Source organism: Variovorax sp. J31P207, from assembly GCF_030316965.1.
In the GTDB taxonomy this organism is placed as follows: Bacteria; Pseudomonadota; Gammaproteobacteria; order Burkholderiales; family Burkholderiaceae_C; genus Variovorax; species Variovorax ginsengisoli_B.
Map to the genome: position 1 here is coordinate 320,558 of NZ_JASZYN010000006.1, position 14,132 is coordinate 334,689.

The 14,132-nt window shown below is 68.9% G+C and carries 13 protein-coding genes; 4 read left to right on the top strand and 9 right to left on the bottom strand.

Going from position 1 to position 14,132, the window contains the following annotated elements; translation table 11 throughout:
* Nucleotides 1-3 precede the first annotated feature (3 nt).
* On the top strand, nt 4-942 hold the full coding sequence (locus QTI68_RS22130; RefSeq protein WP_286524519.1) for a LysR family transcriptional regulator: 939 nt from the start codon (nt 4-6) through the stop codon (nt 940-942).
* On the opposite strand, the gene QTI68_RS22135 is transcribed toward QTI68_RS22130, so the two are convergent.
* The 4 genes from QTI68_RS22135 to QTI68_RS22150 form a co-directional block, all read right to left on the bottom strand.
* Nucleotides 935-1,807: a DMT family transporter gene (locus QTI68_RS22135; protein ID WP_286524521.1), complete on the bottom strand. Its 873-nt coding sequence runs from the start codon at nt 1,805-1,807 to the stop codon at nt 935-937. The two genes, QTI68_RS22130 and QTI68_RS22135, sit on opposite strands and share 8 nt — an antisense overlap.
* Complete coding sequence (gene pgsA, locus QTI68_RS22140) at nt 1,804-2,370, bottom strand: CDP-diacylglycerol--glycerol-3-phosphate 3-phosphatidyltransferase (protein WP_286524526.1); 567 nt, start codon at nt 2,368-2,370, stop codon at nt 1,804-1,806. The genes QTI68_RS22135 and pgsA overlap by 4 nt, the downstream gene beginning before the upstream one ends.
* Nucleotides 2,371-2,678: 308 nt before the next feature.
* Entirely contained in the window at nt 2,679-4,646 is a 1,968-nt protein-coding gene (uvrC, locus tag QTI68_RS22145; RefSeq protein WP_286524527.1) for an excinuclease ABC subunit UvrC, read from the bottom strand.
* Nucleotides 4,647-4,651: 5 nt separating this feature from the next.
* Nucleotides 4,652-5,134 (bottom strand): OsmC family protein, encoded by a 483-nt coding sequence (locus QTI68_RS22150; RefSeq protein WP_286524528.1) that lies wholly within the window; start codon nt 5,132-5,134, stop codon nt 4,652-4,654.
* A 49-nt stretch (nt 5,135-5,183) separates the two neighbouring features.
* Between QTI68_RS22150 and earP the strand changes: the two genes are divergently transcribed.
* The 3 genes from earP (at nt 5,184) to QTI68_RS22165 (ending at nt 7,957) form a co-directional block, all read left to right on the top strand.
* Nucleotides 5,184-6,251: an elongation factor P maturation arginine rhamnosyltransferase EarP gene (earP, locus tag QTI68_RS22155; protein ID WP_286524529.1), complete on the top strand. Its 1,068-nt coding sequence runs from the start codon at nt 5,184-5,186 to the stop codon at nt 6,249-6,251.
* Between the two features lie 154 nt (nt 6,252-6,405).
* The gene (gene efp, locus QTI68_RS22160) at nt 6,406-6,960 is read left to right on the top strand and encodes an elongation factor P (protein WP_286524530.1); all 555 of its coding nucleotides are present in this window, start codon (nt 6,406-6,408) and stop codon (nt 6,958-6,960) included.
* A 127-nt stretch (nt 6,961-7,087) separates the two neighbouring features.
* Nucleotides 7,088-7,957, top strand: a complete 870-nt coding sequence (locus tag QTI68_RS22165) for an LOG family protein (RefSeq protein WP_286524531.1) — start codon at nt 7,088-7,090, stop codon at nt 7,955-7,957.
* Here the strand turns inward: QTI68_RS22165 and QTI68_RS22170 are convergent, their stop codons facing one another.
* Genes QTI68_RS22170 through pncB form a run of 5 tightly spaced genes read right to left on the bottom strand, consistent with a single transcriptional unit; the run spans nt 7,958 to nt 14,102 of the window.
* Nucleotides 7,958-9,133, bottom strand: a complete 1,176-nt coding sequence (locus QTI68_RS22170; RefSeq protein ID WP_286524532.1) for an MFS transporter — start codon at nt 9,131-9,133, stop codon at nt 7,958-7,960. It lies immediately after the preceding gene.
* The gene (locus QTI68_RS22175) at nt 9,130-10,464 is read right to left on the bottom strand and encodes a DNA recombination protein RmuC (protein ID WP_286524533.1); all 1,335 of its coding nucleotides are present in this window, start codon (nt 10,462-10,464) and stop codon (nt 9,130-9,132) included. The genes QTI68_RS22170 and QTI68_RS22175 overlap by 4 nt, the downstream gene beginning before the upstream one ends.
* Before the next feature lie 4 nt (nt 10,465-10,468).
* Nucleotides 10,469-11,455, bottom strand: a complete 987-nt coding sequence (locus tag QTI68_RS22180) for a 2-hydroxyacid dehydrogenase (protein WP_286524534.1) — start codon at nt 11,453-11,455, stop codon at nt 10,469-10,471.
* A gap of 2 nt (nt 11,456-11,457) precedes the next feature.
* Nucleotides 11,458-12,888 carry a sodium:proton antiporter gene (locus tag QTI68_RS22185; RefSeq protein WP_286524535.1) on the bottom strand — a complete coding sequence of 477 codons (1,431 nt, stop codon included), beginning with the start codon at nt 12,886-12,888 and terminating at the stop codon, nt 11,458-11,460.
* On the bottom strand, nt 12,885-14,102 hold the full coding sequence (gene pncB, locus QTI68_RS22190; RefSeq protein ID WP_286524536.1) for a nicotinate phosphoribosyltransferase: 1,218 nt from the start codon (nt 14,100-14,102) through the stop codon (nt 12,885-12,887). Before pncB ends, QTI68_RS22185 begins: the two co-directional genes overlap by 4 nt.
* Between the last annotated feature and the right edge of the window lie 30 nt (nt 14,103-14,132).

The window sequence follows — 14,132 nt, forward strand, 5'->3', positions numbered from 1 at the left end:
TGAATGGAACGCAGTGACCTGGAGCTCGTGCTGGCGATCCGCAGCCGCGGCAGCCTGGCCGGCGCCGCGCTCGCGCTCGACGTGGTCCCGTCGGTGGTGACCAAGCGGCTGGGCGCGCTGGAGGCCCGGCTTGGCCAGCGGCTGTTCGAGCGCACCACGCGCCGGCTCAGTGCCACCGCCGAGGGCGAAACCGTGTGCCAGCATGCCAAGGGCCTGCTCGAAGGCTTCGCAGCGCTCGAGAACGAGCTCGGCGAACGCCAGAGCGAACTGAGCGGTTCGGTGCGGCTGGCCGGCACCTTCGGCTTCGGCCGCCGCTGGCTGGGCCCGGCGCTGGCGAGCTTCAACCAGCGCCACCCCGGGCTCGAGATCCAGTTGCAGCTGGTCGAGGCCCTGCCCGATCTAGGCGCCGAGGGCTTCGACGGCGCGGTCTGGCTCTGGGCGCCGCAGCATCGCCGGGCCGGCGACTGGATCAGCCGGCGCATCGCGCGCAACCAGCGGGTGCTGGCCGCGAGCCCGGACTACCTCGCGCGCCGCGGCACGCCGGCCGACGTGGCGGCGCTGGCGGCGCACGACTGCCTGGTGGCGCGCGAGAACAGCGTCGGCGGCGAGCGCGAGTTCGCCCTGTGGACGCTGCGCCAGGCCAGGGACGGCAGCACCGCGCGCGTGCGGGTGCGCGGCCCGCTGTCCAGCAACTCGGGCGAGATGGTGCGCGACTGGTGCCTGTCGGGCCACGGCATCATGCTGCGCAGCCTGTGGGACATCGCGCCGCAGCTCGCGTCCGGCGAACTGGTGCGCGTGCTGCCGCAGCATGCGATGCCGGATGCGGACATCCAATGGATCGCACCCTGGCGTCCCAAGACGCCGCGCCGGGTGCGGCTGCTGATCGATTTCCTGGTCGAGAGTTTTCGGGCCGAGCCGTGGAAGGCCGGCGGGCCTACTTGACGACCAGGCTGACGCCCACCGCGGTGATCGCGATGCCGGCCAGGGTCAACGCGGTGATTGGTTCCGCGAACAGCAGCCAGGCCATCACGGCCGTGCACGGCGGCACCAGGTAGAGCAGGCTGGTCACCGCGGTGGCGGTGCCGCGCTGGATCAGCATGTAGAGCAGCGAACTGCCGCCCAGCGACAGCGCGAGCACCGACCACGCCATGGCGCCGCCCGAGGCCAGGTTCCAGTGAATGCTGTCGGGCTCGAGCGCCGCGAACGGCAAGGTGACGATCAAGGCTGCGGCCATCTGTATCGCGCTGGCGCTGCGGACGTCGCAAGGCGCGAGAAAACGCTTCTGGTACAGCGTGCCGGCAGTGATCGACAACAGCGCCAGCAAGGCCAGCCCCATGGTCAGTGCGCTGACCTCCCCGCCCTGCCCGAGCTTGCGCGACACCACCAGCACCAGGCCGCCGAAACCGAGCAGGAGCCCGGTCCATTGGCGGCGCGTGATCCGGCCGCCGAACATGCTGAGCCAGACGGCGGTCAGCACCGGCTGGATACCGACCAGCAGCGCGACCAGCCCGGAACCCATGCCAGCCCGCACCGCGGCCCAGACGCCGCCGAGGTAGCCGGCCTGCATCAGCACGCCGACGACCGCGAGATGGCCCCATTGCGTGCGATCGCGCGGCCAGGCGACGCGGGCCCAGCGCACCCAGACCAGGAAGCAGACCATCGAAAGCGCATAGCGCACGGCGAGGAATTTGAGCGGCGGCGCATGGGGCATGCCGAAGCGCGCCACGATGAAGCCGGTGCTCCAGATCAGCACGAACACCGCCGGCATGGCCCGCAGCCAGCCCGTCGACCGGGCCGCAGCGGTCATTTCGCGCGGGCCCGGATTTCGGGGATCGCCTTTTGCAGGTAGTAGACCATCGACCAGACCGTGAGCACGGCCGACAGCCAGATCAGCCATTGGCCCCAGGTGCCGGTGTCGATCCAGCCGAACAGGACGCCGTCGAACAGCAGGAACGGGATCGCGACCATCTGCACCACGGTCTTCACCTTGCCGACCATGTGGACCGCCACGCTCTTGCTGGCGCCGATCTGCGCCATCCATTCGCGCAAGGCGGAGATCGCGATCTCGCGGCCGATGATGATCAGCGCCACGAAGACGTCGGCGCGGTTCAGGTGGACCAGCACCAGGAGCGAGGCGCAGACCAGGAACTTGTCGGCCACCGGATCGAGGAAGGCGCCGAAGGCCGAGGTCTGCTTGAGCCGGCGCGCCAGGAAACCGTCGAGCCAGTCGGTGGCCGCGAAGACGATGAACATCACCGTGGCGATCCAGTTGCGCGTCGGCTCGGCCAGCGGCAGGTAGAACACGCCCACGATCAGGGGGATCGCGACGATGCGCGTCCAGGTCATGATCGTTGGCAAGGTCCAGAACATTGCGCTGGAGTATAGGGGCCGGGGGGAATCGCCCCCACGCTCCCCCACTGCGTGTGGGTCGCTGCCCCCCAAAGGGGGCCGCAGGCCGCCTTGGGGCGGCCCGGCGCCGGCCTGGATCGCCCCCACGCTCCCCCACTGCGTGTGGGTCGCTGCCCCCCGAGGGGGCCGCAGGCCGCCTTGGGGCGGCCCGGCGCCGGCCTGGATCGCCCCCACGCTCCCCCACTGCGTGTGGGTCGCTGCCCCCCAAAGGGGGCCGCAGGCCGCCTTGGGGCGGCCCGGCGCCGGCCTAGTGGCGCCGGCCTGGTGGCCTAGTGCAATGCGCGGTAGATTTCCTCGGCCAGGTCGAAGGCGATGCCATCCACCGACGCGATGTCCTCCACGCTCGCCGCCGCCACGCCGCGGATGCCGCCGAAGCGCTGCAGCAGGCGCGCGCGCCGCTTCGGGCCGATGCCCGGGATGTCCTCGAGCTGGCTGCCGCCGACCCGCACCTTGGCGCGCTTGGCGCGCATGCCGGTGATGGCGAAGCGATGCGCCTCGTCGCGGATCTGCGCCACCAGCATCAGCGCCGCGGAGTCGCGGCCCAGATAGACCTTCTCGCGGCCATCGGCGAACACCAGTTCCTCAAGGCCGACCTTGCGGCCCTCGCCCTTCTCGACGCCGACTATCAGCGACAGCGGCAGGCCCAGTTCACTGAACACCTCGCGCGCCATCGACACCTGGCCCTTGCCGCCATCGACCAGCACCAGTTCCGGCATCCGCGCGGTCCGCGTGCCCGGCTTGGCGTCGGTGCCGACGCCCGCGGCATCGCCGGCCGGCGGTGCCTCGGTCTCGGCCGCCATCGCCTCGGCCAGCTTGCCGTAGCGCCGGTGCAGCACCTGGCGCATCGCCGCGTAGTCGTCGCCCGGCGTGATGCCTTCGATGTTGTAGCGCCGGTACTCCCGGTTCTGCATGGCGTGGTGCTCGAACACCACGCACGAGGCCTGGGTCGCCTCGCCCGCGGTGTGCGAGATGTCGAAGCACTCGACGCGGAAATTGTCGAGGTCGTCTGGCGCCAGTTCGAGCGCATCGACCAGCGCCCGCGTGCGGGCCTGCTGCGAGCCTTCTTCGGCCAGCAGGCGGGCCAGTTGCAGCCCGGCGTTCTTGGTCGCCATCTCGAGCCAATGGCGGCGCTGCTCGCGCGGCTGGAAGACCGCCGTGACGCGGGTGCCCGACTGCTGCGACACGGCCTCGATCAGCTCGCGGCTCACGAGCTCGCTGAGCACCAGCGTGGCCGGCACCGGGACGTCGATGTAGTGCTGGGCGATGAAGGCCTCGAGCACCTGCACCTCGACCGCGTCGGCCGGTGGCGGCGGGCCGTCGTCGCCCTCGCCCTCGGCGTGCTGCATCTGCGCGGCATCCTCGACATGCACCGGGAAGTAGGCCCGGTCGCCCAGATGCCGCCCGCCCCGCACCATGGCGAGGTTCACGCAGGCCTTGCCGCCCTGCACCTTGACCGCCAGGATGTCGACGTCCTTGTCGGAAGCGATCTCGATCGACTGCTGGTGCAGCACGCGCGACAGGGCCGACATCTGGTTGCGCAGCTCGGCCGCCTGCTCGAACTCGAGCTTCTCGGCATGCGCCATCATGCGCGCCTCGAGCTGGGTCAGCACGGCCTGCGTGTCGCCCATCAGGAAGGCCTCGGCATTGGCCACGTCCTGGGCATAGGCCTCGGGCGTGATGTGGCCGACGCAGGGCGCGGTGCAGCGCTTGATCTGGTAGAGCAGGCACGGCCGGGCGCGGTTGGCGTAGACCGTGTCTTCGCAGGTGCGCAGCTTGAAAACCTTCTGCAGCAGCTGGATCGATTCTTTCACCGCCCAGGCGCTGGGGTACGGGCCGAAATAGCGGTGCTTGCGATCGACCGAGCCTCGGTAGTAGGCCAGCCTGGGGAACTGGTGCGACGCGATCTTGAGATAAGGGTAGCTCTTGTCGTCGCGAAAAAGAATGTTGTAGCGCGGCTTGAGCGACTTGATGAGGTTGTTCTCGAGCAGCAGCGCCTCGGCCTCGGAGCGCACCACGGTGGTCTCCATGCGGGCGATCTTCGAGATCATGTGGCCGATGCGCGTGCCGCCGTGGCTCTTCTGGAAATAGTTCGCGACCCGCTTCTTGAGGTTGCGCGCCTTGCCGACGTAGAGCACGCCGCCCTGGGCGTCGAAGTAGCGATAGACGCCCGGCAGCTGCGGCAGGGCCGCCACTTCGCTGAGCAGTTGATCGGAATGGACGGAAGGGGTCTCAGGCATCGTTCTCAGGGTTGCGAGGCGGCCGCGATCACCGGCTCGCAGCGCACGTCCGTCTTGACCGAGTTGGCGATGAAGCACTGGTCATGCGCCGAGTGATGCATCGCCTCGTGCTGTTCCGTCGACGGCTGACTCTGGCCCGAGAACTGCACCTCGGGACGCAAGGTGACAACGGTCATCGCGATCTTGCCTTCGGCATTGCGGCCCATCTTGCCGCTGGCGTGATCGGCGTAGCGCTCGACGCAGAAGCCGCGCGAGGCCGCGATCGACAGGAACCACAGCATGTGGCAGCTCGACAGCGAGGCGACGAAGGCCTCTTCGGGATCGACCGCGGCGGCGTCCGACAGCGGCAGCGGCACCACGTGCGGCGAGGACGAGCCCAGCCATTCGGCCCCGCCGTCGAATCGGAGGGTGTGGCGGCGGCTGTATCGGTTGCCGAGAAAATCCTGGTCGCCGCGCTGCCAGAGGATGTCGGCCGAGTGTTGTGACATGGGGGCTGTCTCCGGTGTCTTCATGTGGAGGGCTGTAGAGTATCCCGCGATGCGCTGGGACATTTTCTGCAAGGTGATCGACAACCATGGCGACGTAGGCGTCTGCTGGCGGCTGGCCACATCGCTGGCCGGTCCGGACGACACCGTCCGCCTGTGGATCGACGACCCGTCGGCGCTGGCCTGGATGGCACCCGGCGGCTGCGAAGGCGTCACGGTCGTCCCCTGGACCCCGGCCCACGCGGCGCGGGCCGCTTCGGAGCCGGCGCCCGACGTGCTGATCGAGGCCTTCGGCTGCGATCCCGCCCCCGAGGTCATTGCCCGTTTTGCCGAGCACGCGGGCCACGAGGGCGCCCGCCGCCACTGGATCAACCTCGAATACCTGTCCGCAGAGCCCTACGTCGAACGCCTGCACGGCCTGCCCTCCCCCGTGTTCCGGGCCCCCGGCGCGGGCCTGACCAAGTATTTTTTCTACCCGGGGTTCACCGAGCGCACGGGCGGGCTGCTGCGCGGACCCGAGCTCATGGCGCGGCGCGCCCGCTTCGACCGCGCCGCCTGGTTCCGGCGCCAGGGCATCGACTGGCAGGGCGAGCGGGTGGTCTCGCTGTTCTGCTACGAACCGCCGGCCCTCGAGGCGCTGCTGGCGCAATTCGAGCGCGCGGCCGAGCCGACCCGCCTGCTGGTCACCGCCGGGCGCGCCGCGGCCGCCCTGCCGCCCGGCCCGCCCCGGCGCGGCGCCCTCGCCATCAGCTGGCTGCCCACCCTGCCACAGCCGGAGTTCGACCACTTGCTGTGGGCCTGCGACCTGAACTTCGTGCGCGGCGAGGATTCGCTGGTGCGTGCGCTCTGGGCCGGCGCCCCCTTCGTCTGGCAGATCTATCCGCAGGACGACGATGCCCACCACGAGAAACTGGACGCCTTCCTGGACTGGCTGCAGGCGCCGCCGACGCTGCGCGCCTTCCATCACCTGTGGAGCGGCATGAAGGACGGCGAATTGCCGCCCCTGGACCCCGCGACGCTGGCCTCCTGGGCCGAGGCCGCGGGGGCGGCACGCGACCGATTGCTGGCGCAGGACGACCTTTTGACCCGACTTCGGCGATTCGTTGCCCAAAAAAGCTAAAATTGCGGGCTTTGCGGAATTCCGACGGCGCTCCCGACCCAGGTGTCCCCTGGACCGAACGCCGATCGAAGCTTCCGCTGAACCCGCCGCGGTGAATGCGCCAGAGGGCCGAGCCCTACAGTGCACGAGCGGCCAACATCCAGAGACCCTGATTATGAAAATCGCTCAAGAAATCCGCGCTGGCAACGTGATCATGCATGGCAAGGACCCGATGGTCGTGCTGAAGACCGAATACAGCCGTGGCGGCCGCAATTCCGCCACCGTGCGCATGAAGCTCAAGAGCCTGATCGCCAACTTCAACACCGAAGTGGTGTTCAAGGCCGACGACAAGATCGACCAGATCGTGCTCGACAAGAAGGATTGCACCTACTCCTACTTCGCCGACCCGATGTACGTCTGCATGGACACCGAGTACAACCAGTACGAAGTCGAAGCCGAGAACATGGGCGACTCGCTCAACTACCTCGAAGACGGCATGCCGGTCGAAGTGGTGTTCTACGACGGCAAGGCCATCTCGGTCGAACTGCCGACCAGCGTCGAGCGCGAAATCACCTGGACCGAGCCGGCCGTCAAGGGCGACACCTCGGGCAAGGTCATGAAGCCGGCCAAGATCTCGACCGGTTTCGAGATCGGCGTGCCGCTGTTCGTCGCGCAGGGCGACAAGATCGAAATCGACACCCGCACCGGCGAATACCGCAAGCGCGTCTGACCGACCGCCACCCCACAAAAAGGCTCCCGCGGGAGCCTTTTTTGCGTCCTTTTCCCTGATGCGCGGCCGCAACGGGCCCGAAACCTGCAACGCGCACAATCCAGAACCCGCCTTCCCCCGCACGACCATGGACAACCACAGCACTCACGACCTTCACGACAAGCGGCTCGCCGACGCCTGGGCCACCCTGCAAGCCCATTCGGACAAGGGACTGCCGCTGCACACCGATCCTTCGCGGCTGGCCTTCGCCGACCCGGAATTCCTGCTGCGGCGTGAAACCCGCGGCCTGCGCATGCAGCTCGAGCTCATGAAACCCGACCTCGAGATGCGCGCCCACGGCATCGAGAACACGGTGGTGGTGTTCGGCAGCGCGCGCTTCCGCAGCGAGGAGGAATCGGGCGCGCTGATCGCCCAGGCCGAGGCCGCCGGCGACAGCGTGGCCGCCGACCGCTGGCGCAAGCTGGCGCGCAGCTCGCACTACTACGAGAAGGCGCGCGCCTTCGGCAAGCTGGTGGCGCAGTACAGCAACGACCGCGAACCGCAGGACAAGCTCTTCGTCTGCACCGGCGGCGGGCCCGGCATCATGCAGGCCGCCAACCGCGGCGCCTACGAGGGCGGCGGCCTGTCGGTCGGCCTGGCGATCGCGCTGCCGATGGAAGAAGAAGCCAACCCCTACGTGACGCCGGCGCTGAGCTTCAAGTTCCACTACTTCGCGATCCGCAAGATGCATTTCATGATGCGGGCGAAGGCGCTGGTGGCCTTCCCGGGCGGCTTCGGCACGCTCGACGAGCTGTTCGAGGTCATCACGCTGGTGCAGACCAAGAAGGCCAAGCCGGTGCCGATCGTGCTGTTCGGCTCGGACTACTGGAAGCAGCTCATCAACTTCGATTTCCTGGCCGAGGAAGGCGTGATCTCGCCCAACGACGTGAAGCTGATCGAGTACGTCGACGCGCCCCAGGACGCCTGGGCTTACATCAAGACCTTCTACAAGCTGTAGCTACTCGCCGCGCGGCGGCACCTGCAGGCCCCACACCGAGCGGGTGCCCGCGGCCACCACGCCGCCGACGATCCAGAACACGCCGGCGACGCCGATCAGCGCGCCGGCGGCGCCGAACAGCATCGGCATCGCCACGCTCGAGGCGTTGAGCGTCATCACGCGCAGGCCGAGCGCCTCGCCGTGGCGCGCATGCGGCGTGATCTGGTGCAGCATGCTCATCACCATCGGCTGCACGGCGCCGAGGGCGATGCCGAGCACCACCGAGCAGGCGCCCATGCCGAGCGCGCTGGTCATCAGCGGATAGACCGCGAAGACCAGCGCCGTGACCACGTTCGATGCCGCGATCACGCTGCGCTCGCTGAAACGCGAAGCGACCAGCGGCAGCACCACGCGGATGGCGGCCGCCGCGACCGCGAAGGCGCCGAGGATCGAGCCGATCACCGACGCGCTCAGGCCGCGCTCGTGGCCCAGCAGCGGCAGCACGAAGGTATGGACATCCCAGGCGGCCGATTGCAGCCAGTTGACGAACAGCAGCCGCCTGAACATCGGCTGGGCCAGCAGGTCCCAGGCGCGCGGCCGGGGTGCGCCGGCCGGCAGGCTGATATGCGGCAGCTCGACGGTGCCGCGCGCCAGCAGCCAGCAGGCGACGGGCAGCAGCGCCAGCAGCGCGAAGGCCACGCGAAAACCGATCATGTCGCCGGGCACCGGGCCGGCGTGGTCGATCAGCAGCCCGGTGGCGAAGGGGCCGACGAAGTTGGCCGCGGCCGGCGCGATCGCCAGCCAGCTGAACACCTGCTTGAGCTGGGTCGGGTTGGTGGCCGCGCGGCCGACATGGCGCTGCAGCGCGATCACGGCGATGCCGGTCGCGCCGCCCGTCAGCAGCGCGGCCAGGCAGAGCACCGGGAACACCGGAAAAGCCCCGGACAGCGCCGCACCCGTGGTCGCCGCCACGACGGCGATCGTGAGCGGCAGCCGCAGCCCATGCCGGTCGGCGAAGCGGCCGGCGGGCAGCGCCAGGAACACCTGGGTCAGCGCGAACAGCGCCAGCAGCATGCCGACGGCCGCCGGACTGTAGCCGTCGCGCAAGGCCAGCAGCGGGGCCGCCAGCCGGGTGCCCGTCATCGCGGCATGCAGGCAGACCTGCGCCAGGATCAGGCGAAGCAATCCAGGGTTCACGGGGCGGCGGCGTCCTCGTCGTCGGCCTGCGGCAGCAAGGCCTGGGTCTGCGCCTCGGGCAGCGCCTCGACCTTGCGCAGCGCCAGCCGCATCTGCCGGGCCCGGGTGTCGGCCTTGTCGAGCGTGTCGGAGGCCTTGGCCACCTGCTCCTTGATGCGCGCCACCCATTCGCCGTAGCGCTCGAATTCGGTCTTGACCGCGCCCAGCACCTTCCAGACCTCGGACGCCTGGTGCTCCAGCGCCAGCGTGCGAAAGCCCATGTGCAGGCTGTTGAGCATGGCCAGCAGCGTGGTCGGGCCAGCCAGCGTCACGCGATGCTGGCGCTGGATGGCATCCATCAGGCCGGGCCGGCGCAGCACCTCGGCGTAGAGGCTCTCGACCGGCAGGAACAGGATCGCGAAATCGGTGGTGTGCGGTGCCGCCAGGTAGTTGTCGGCAATCGATTTGGCCTCGCTGCGGATGCGCGCCTCGAGCGCCTTGGCGGCCAGCTCGGCGGCCGCTGCGTCGGCCCGCTCGTGGGCGTCGATCAGGCGCTCGTAGTCGTCGCGCGGAAACTTGGCGTCGATCGGCAGCCAGACCGGCGCGCCGTCGCCGCCGCGGCCCGGGAAGCGGACCGCGAAATCGACCCGCTGGCCGCTGCGCGGCTTGGTCTCGACCTGGCGGGCGAACTGCTCGGCCGTCAGCACCTGTTCGAGCAGCGCCTCGAGCTGGACTTCGCCGAACACGCCGCGGGTCTTGACGTTGGTCAGCACCCGCTGGAGGCTCCCGACGCCCACCGCCAGCGACTGCATCTCTCCCAGCCCCTTGTGCACCTGCTCGAGCCGCTCGGCCACCTGCTTGAAGCTCTCGCCGAGCCGCGCCTCGAGCGTGCTCTGCAGCTTCTCGTCGACGGTCTGGCGCATTTCGTCGAGCTTGGCGGTGTTGCTCTGCTGCAGCTGCGCGAGCTGGGTTTCCATCGTCGCGCGCACTTCGGCGAGCCGGCGGGCGTTGGACTCGGAAAGCCCCTGGAGCTGGGTGTTGAGGGTGTCGGCCAGCGTCTTCTGCAACAGCGCGAGCTGCTGCGCGAAGGCGTCGATCTGGGCGTTCTGGGTGCGCGTGGACTCCGCTCCCTGGTGCAGCAAGGCGCGCTGGAAGGTGGCGAAGGCCTGCGCGCTTTCCTGGCGCGCGCCGCGCGACGATTCGCCGATCTCATGGCGCAGTTCGCGCTCGATGCGCTCGTTGCTGGCCAGAAGCGCCGAATGGTCGGACGGCGGTGCGGGCCGCAGCAGCAGCCACAGCAGGAGGACGATATTCAAGGCCGCGAGGGCCAGCAGGATCCAGGTCTCGGTCACGGCCTCAGCGTGCCCCCAGCACCGCGGGGTTCAGCGGCGTCACCGGCTTGCCGTCGACCAGGAAGCCGATCAGGTTGTCGACCGCGAGATCGGCCATGGCCCGGCGCGTCGGCACGGTGGCGCTCGCGATGTGGGGCGTCAGCACCACGTTGGGAACGGTCAGCAGGTCGGGGTGCACCTTGGGTTCGCCCTCGAAGACGTCGAGGCCGGCGGCGGCGATGCGGCGCTCGCGCAGCGCGGCGGCCAGTGCGGCGTCGTCGACGATGCCGCCGCGCGCGATGTTGACCAAGGTCGCGGTCGGCTTCATCAGCGCCAGTTCGGCGGCGCCGATGGTGTGGTGGGACGCCGGCGTGTAGGGCACCACCAGGACGACGTGGTCGGCGGTCTTGAGGAGCTCTTCCTTGCCGACGTAGCTGGCCTTGCATTCGGCCTCGAGGGCCGGATCGAGCCGCGAGCGATTGTGGTAGATCACGTTCATGCCGAATCCGAGCGCGCCCCGCCGGGCGATGCCCTGCCCGATGCGTCCCATGCCGATGATGCCGAGCGTCGAACCATGGATGTCGGAGCCCGAGAACATGTCGTAGCGCCACTTCTTCCACTGGCCCGCGCGCAGGAAATGCTCGCTTTCGGCAATCCGCCGCGCCGTGGCCATCAGCAGCGCGAAGCCGAAGTCGGCCGTGGTCTCGGTCAGCACGTCGGGCGCATTGGTGCCCAGCACGCCGCGCGCGGTCATGGCGTCGAGGTCGAAGTTGTTGTAGCCCACGGCCATGTTGGCGCAGATCTTCAGGTCGGGACAGGCGGCCAGCAGCGCGGCGTCGATGCGCTCGCTGCCGGTGGTGAAGACGCCCTGCTTGCCCTGCAGCTTCTCGATCAGCTGGGCCGCGCTCCAGTCGTCGTCGGCCTGGTTGGCCTCGACGTCGAAGTGGGCCTGGAGCCGGGCGATGGTCTCGGGGAAGATCGAACGGGCGACGAGGACTTTGGCTTGGGTCATGGTCAGCGGAAGAAGATGAAGGTGGTGAGGATGAACAGCGGGATCAGGATCGCGCCCGACCACAGCATGAAGCCGAAGAAGCTCGGCATGCGCACGCCGCGGCTCTCCGCGATGGCCTTGACCATCAGGTTGGGCGCGTTGCCGATGTAGGTGTTGGCGCCCATGAACACGGCACCGGCCGAGATCGCCGCCAGTGTCGTCGCGTAGGTGGTCATCAGCGCCTGCGGGTCGCCGCCCGCGGTGTTGAAGAACACCAGGTAGGTCGGCGCATTGTCCAGGAAAGAGCTCAGGATGCCGGTGGCCCAGAAGTACATCGCCGGATCGGGCTGGCCGTCGGGCCGGGTGACGGCCGAGACGATGGCGCCGAAGGGGCCATCGAGGCCGGCCTTGAGCATCGCGATCACCGGCACGATGGTCAGGAAGATGCCCGCAAACAGCTTGGCCACCTCGACCATCGGTCCCCAGCCGAACTGGTTGTCGGCATGGACCTTGGCCGCGGTGATCTTGAGCGACAGCAGCGTGAGCGCCACCAGCCCGACATCGCGCACCAGGCCCGGCAGGCCGACCCGCGTGCCGTGGATCTCGAAGCCGAGCGGCGACTTCCAGAGGCCGCTCAGCAGCACCAGCAAGAGCACGCCGCCCAGCAGCCAGAAGTTGACGGCGCCGTCGAAGCCGATGCCGCCGGTGTCGGGGGTCGGGTCGAAGGGCGTGACGCCTTCATGGCGGAAGTACCAGCGGTCGAGCGCATAGAACAGGGCCAGCAGCGCGCCGACCACGAACAGGGTGTCGGGAAAGATGTGCCTCGCGGTCCAGAAGAAATCAACGCCCTTGAGGAAGCCGAGAAACAGCGGCGGATCGCCCAGCGGCGTCAGCGAGCCGCCGACGTTCGAGACGATGAAGATGAAGAACACGACCACGTGCACCTTGTGCTTGCGGTCGTCGTTGGCGCGGATCAGCGGGCGGATCAGCAGCATCGAGGCGCCGGTGGTGCCCATCAGGCTCGCGAGCACCGCGCCGATTGCGAGGATCGCGGTGTTCAGGCCCGCCGAGCCGCGCAGGTTGCCGCGGATGTGGATGCCGCCGGCGATCGCGAACAGGGCCGCGAGCAGGATGACGAACGGGATGTACTCGGCCACCAGCGCATGGACCAGTTGGGCCCCGGCCTGCGGAGCGCCGTAGGTCAGGCCGAAGGGCAGCAGGAAGGCCAGCGACCAAGCCGCCGACACCTTGCCGTAGTGGTGATGCCAGAACGACGGCGCCAGCAGCGGCAGCAGCGCGATCGACAGCAGGATGCCGGCGAAGGGCAGGCCCCACAGCGGCGACAGGCTGCCGCCGTCGAACTCGGCGGCGGCGGCCAGTGCCGGAAAGGCCAGGGTCGACGCGCCGGCCACCCCGAAGCGCAGCCAGCGGCCGCAGCGAACCGGCACCCTCATGCGACGGGCTGCTCGATCTCGAAGACCTGCCGCAGATAGGCCAGGTAGCGTTCGTCCTCGCACATGTTCTTGGAGGGGGTGTCGGAGAGCTTGGCCACCGGCTGGTCGTTGCAGCGGATCATCTTGATGACGATCTGCAGCGGCTCGTAGCCGAGGTCGTTGGTCAGGTTGGTGCCGATGCCGAAGGCCAGCTGGCAGCGGCCGCGGAACTGCTGGTAGAGCTCGATGGTCTTGGGCACCGTGAGGCCATCACTGAAGATCAGGGTCTTGGTCAGGGGGTCGACCCGGCTGGCGAGGTAGTGGGCCAGCATGCGCTCGCCCCACTGGAAGGGATCGCCGCTGTCGTGGCGCGCACCGTCGAAGAGCTTGCAGAAATAGAGGTCGAAGTCGCGCAGGAAGGCGCTCATGCCGTAGACGTCCGACAGCGCGATGCCGAGGTCGCCGCGGTATTCCCGGGCCCACGATTCGAAGCCGAAGACCTGGCTGTCGCGCAGCCGGGGGCCGAGCGCCTGGCAGGCCTGCAGGTATTCGTGCGCCATGGTGCCGAGCGGAATCAGGCCGAGCTTCATGGCGTACAGCACGTTGCTGGTGCCGGCGAGCTGCGGCAGCTTCGACATCGCGTGCAGCGGCGCCGGCGCCGTGACCGCCCCGAGCCGGCTGACCAGCGTGCGCAGCACCTCCTCGTGCCAGTCCTTCGAGAAGCGCCGGCGGGTGCCGTAGTCGGCGATCTTGAGATCGGCCAGCCGGTCGTCCTGGAGCTGGCCGATCTTGGTCTCGAGGCGGCGCCGGCCCTCGGCCAGGTCGGGCTGGGGCTGGGTATTGCGGAAGTACACCTCGTTGACGATCGCCAGCACCGGAATCTCGAACAGGATGGTGTGCAGCCACGGCCCCTTGATGCTGATCTCGAGCTCGCCCGAGGGCTGGGGAACGATGTCGATGTACTTCTCGTTGAGCCTGAACAGCCCGAGGAAGTCGACGAAATCGCTCTTGATGAAGCGCATCGAGCGCAGGTAGCTCAGTTCGGGTTCGCGGAACTGCAGCGAACAGAGATGCCGCACCTCTTCGCGGATCTGGACGGCGAAGCGCGCCAGGTCGATGCCGGGGTTGCGGCACTTGAAACGGTACTCGACCCGCGCGCCCGGGAAGTGGTGCAGGACCACCTGCATCATCGTGAACTTGTAGAGGTCGGTATCGAGCAGGCTGTGAATGATCATGGTGCGGCGCGCTGGTCTCCGGATTTCGGT